Genomic DNA, 2,080 nt, shown 5'->3' with positions numbered 1-2,080 from the left:
GCTACTGGGGCACGCCGATTCCCATCATCCATTGCGACGACTGCGGCGTGGTGCCGGTGCCCGAGCAGGACCTGCCCGTGGTGCTGCCCGAGGACCTGATCCCCGACGGCAGCGGCAACCCGCTGAACAAGCACGCCGGCTTCCTGAACGTCGGCTGCCCGAAATGCGGCAAGCCGGCCAAGCGCGAGACGGACACGATGGACACCTTCGTGGACTCGTCGTGGTACTTCATGCGCTATTGCGACCCGAAGAACGAGGACGCGATGGTCGCCGGCGGCACCCAGTACTGGATGCCGATGGACCAGTACATCGGCGGCATCGAGCACGCGATCCTGCACCTGCTGTACGCGCGCTTCTGGACCAAGGTCATGCGCGACCTGAAGCTCATTGACGTGTCCGAGCCGTTCGAGAAGCTGCTGACGCAGGGCATGGTGCTCAAGGGCGCGTTCTTCCACAAGCCCGAGGGCGGCGGCAAGGACTACTACTGGGACCACGAGATCGACGTCATCCACGACGACAAGGGCGGCATCGCCGGCGCCACGCTGAAGAAGGACGGCACGCGTCTCGAATACGAGATGACGACGATGTCCAAGTCCAAGAACAACGGCGTGGACCCGCAGGCCCTCATCGACCAGTACGGCGCCGACACGGCTCGCCTGTTCGTCATGTTCGCGAGCCCGCCGGAGCAGACGCTGGAGTGGAACGACGCGGCCGTCGAGGGCGCACACCGCTTCCTGAAGCGGGTGTGGAACTTCGGCGTGCGCAATGCCGACGCCATCAAGGCCGGCGGCAAGGACTTCGCTGCGCTGAACGGCGACGGCAAGGCGCTGCGCCGCGAGGTGCACAACGTGCTGAAGCAGGTCAGCTACGACTACGAGCGCATGCAGTACAACACCGTCGTCTCCGGCGCGATGAAGCTGCTGAATGCGCTGGAAGGCTTCAAGGCGGAGGGGCAATCGGCCGCCGTGCGCGACGGCTTCTCGGTGCTGCTGCGCGTGCTCTATCCCGCCACGCCGCACATTTCGCACCAGCTGTGGCAGGAGCTGGGCTTTGCCGCCGAGCTTGGCGACCTGCTCGATGCGCCCTGGCCCACGGTCGATGAGGCCGCACTGGTGCAGGACGAGATCGAGCTGATGCTGCAGGTCAACGGCAAGCTGCGGGGCTCGGTCAAGGTGCCAGCCAGTGCTGACAAGGCTGCCATCGAGGCGGCAGCGCTGGCCAACCCCGAGTTCGTCAAGTTCAGCGAAGGCAAGGCGCCGAAGAAGGTCGTCATCGTGCCCGGTCGCCTGGTCAACATCGTCGTCTGATGATGGACCGCCGCCTTGCGCTGATCGGTCTCGCGGCCCTGGCCGGTTGCGGCTTCGAGTTGCGGCGGGAGCCGGAGCTGCGCTTCCAGACGCTGGCGTTGACGGGCTTCCCGCCCGACTCGCCGCTGGCTGCCGGCCTGAAGCGCCAGATCAAGCGCACGCCGGTACAGCTGCTTGACGACCCGGCCCGCGCCCAGGTTGTGCTGGAGGCCCTGCATGAGTTCCGTGACCGTACCGTCGTCGCCTCCACCAGTGTGGGCCAGGTGCGTGAATGGCAACTGCGCCTGCAGTTCGACTATCTGATCCGTACGGCAGCCGGTGAGCTGCTGGTGCCCAAGGTGGAGCTGCGCCTGTCGCGCGACATGAACTACACGGAAAGCACCGCCCTGGCCAAAGAGCAGGAGGCTGCCAACCTCTACGGTGCGATGCATTCCGATGCGATCGCTCAGGTCATGCGCCGGCTCGCCGCGGTCAAGCTCCCGAGCTGAGATGCAACTGCGCGCCGAAGGCCTGCAAGCCCATCTCAACAAGGGCCTGGCCCGCATCTACACCGTCCACGGCGACGAGCCCCTGCTCGCCCAGGAGGCGGCCGACCAGATTCGTGCCGCCGCCCGTGCCCAGGGCTTCGGCGAGCGGCAGATCTTCACTGTCTCCGGCGCCTATTTCGACTGGGCGCCGGTGCTGGCCGCCGCCCAGGCCATGAGCCTGTTCGCCGAACGCCAGTTCATCGAGATCCGCATTCCGACCGGCAAGCCGGGCAAGGACGGCTCCGA

The 2,080-nt window shown here is 66.4% G+C and carries 2 protein-coding genes and 1 pseudogene; all 3 read left to right on the top strand.

Annotated elements, in window-relative coordinates:
- Positions 1 to 1,307 (top strand): class I tRNA ligase family protein (locus VGF12_RS16945; protein WP_331177221.1); only part of this gene is annotated, 1,307 nt, incomplete at its 5' end.
- On the top strand, positions 1,307 to 1,795 hold the full coding sequence (lptE, locus tag VGF12_RS16940; RefSeq protein ID WP_331177220.1) for an LPS assembly lipoprotein LptE: 489 nt from the start codon (positions 1,307 to 1,309) through the stop codon (positions 1,793 to 1,795). The genes VGF12_RS16945 and lptE, both read left to right, overlap by 1 nt.
- A 1-nt stretch (position 1,796) precedes the next feature.
- Positions 1,797 to 2,080, top strand: a pseudogene (locus tag VGF12_RS16935) (DNA polymerase III subunit delta); the annotation flags it as partial.

It is taken from the genome of Roseateles sp., from assembly GCF_036404855.1.
Taxonomy (GTDB): domain Bacteria; phylum Pseudomonadota; class Gammaproteobacteria; order Burkholderiales; family Burkholderiaceae_C; genus Pelomonas.
The sequence above is the reverse complement of the archived record's forward strand: the minus strand, read 5'-3'. Positions and strand labels throughout refer to the sequence as shown.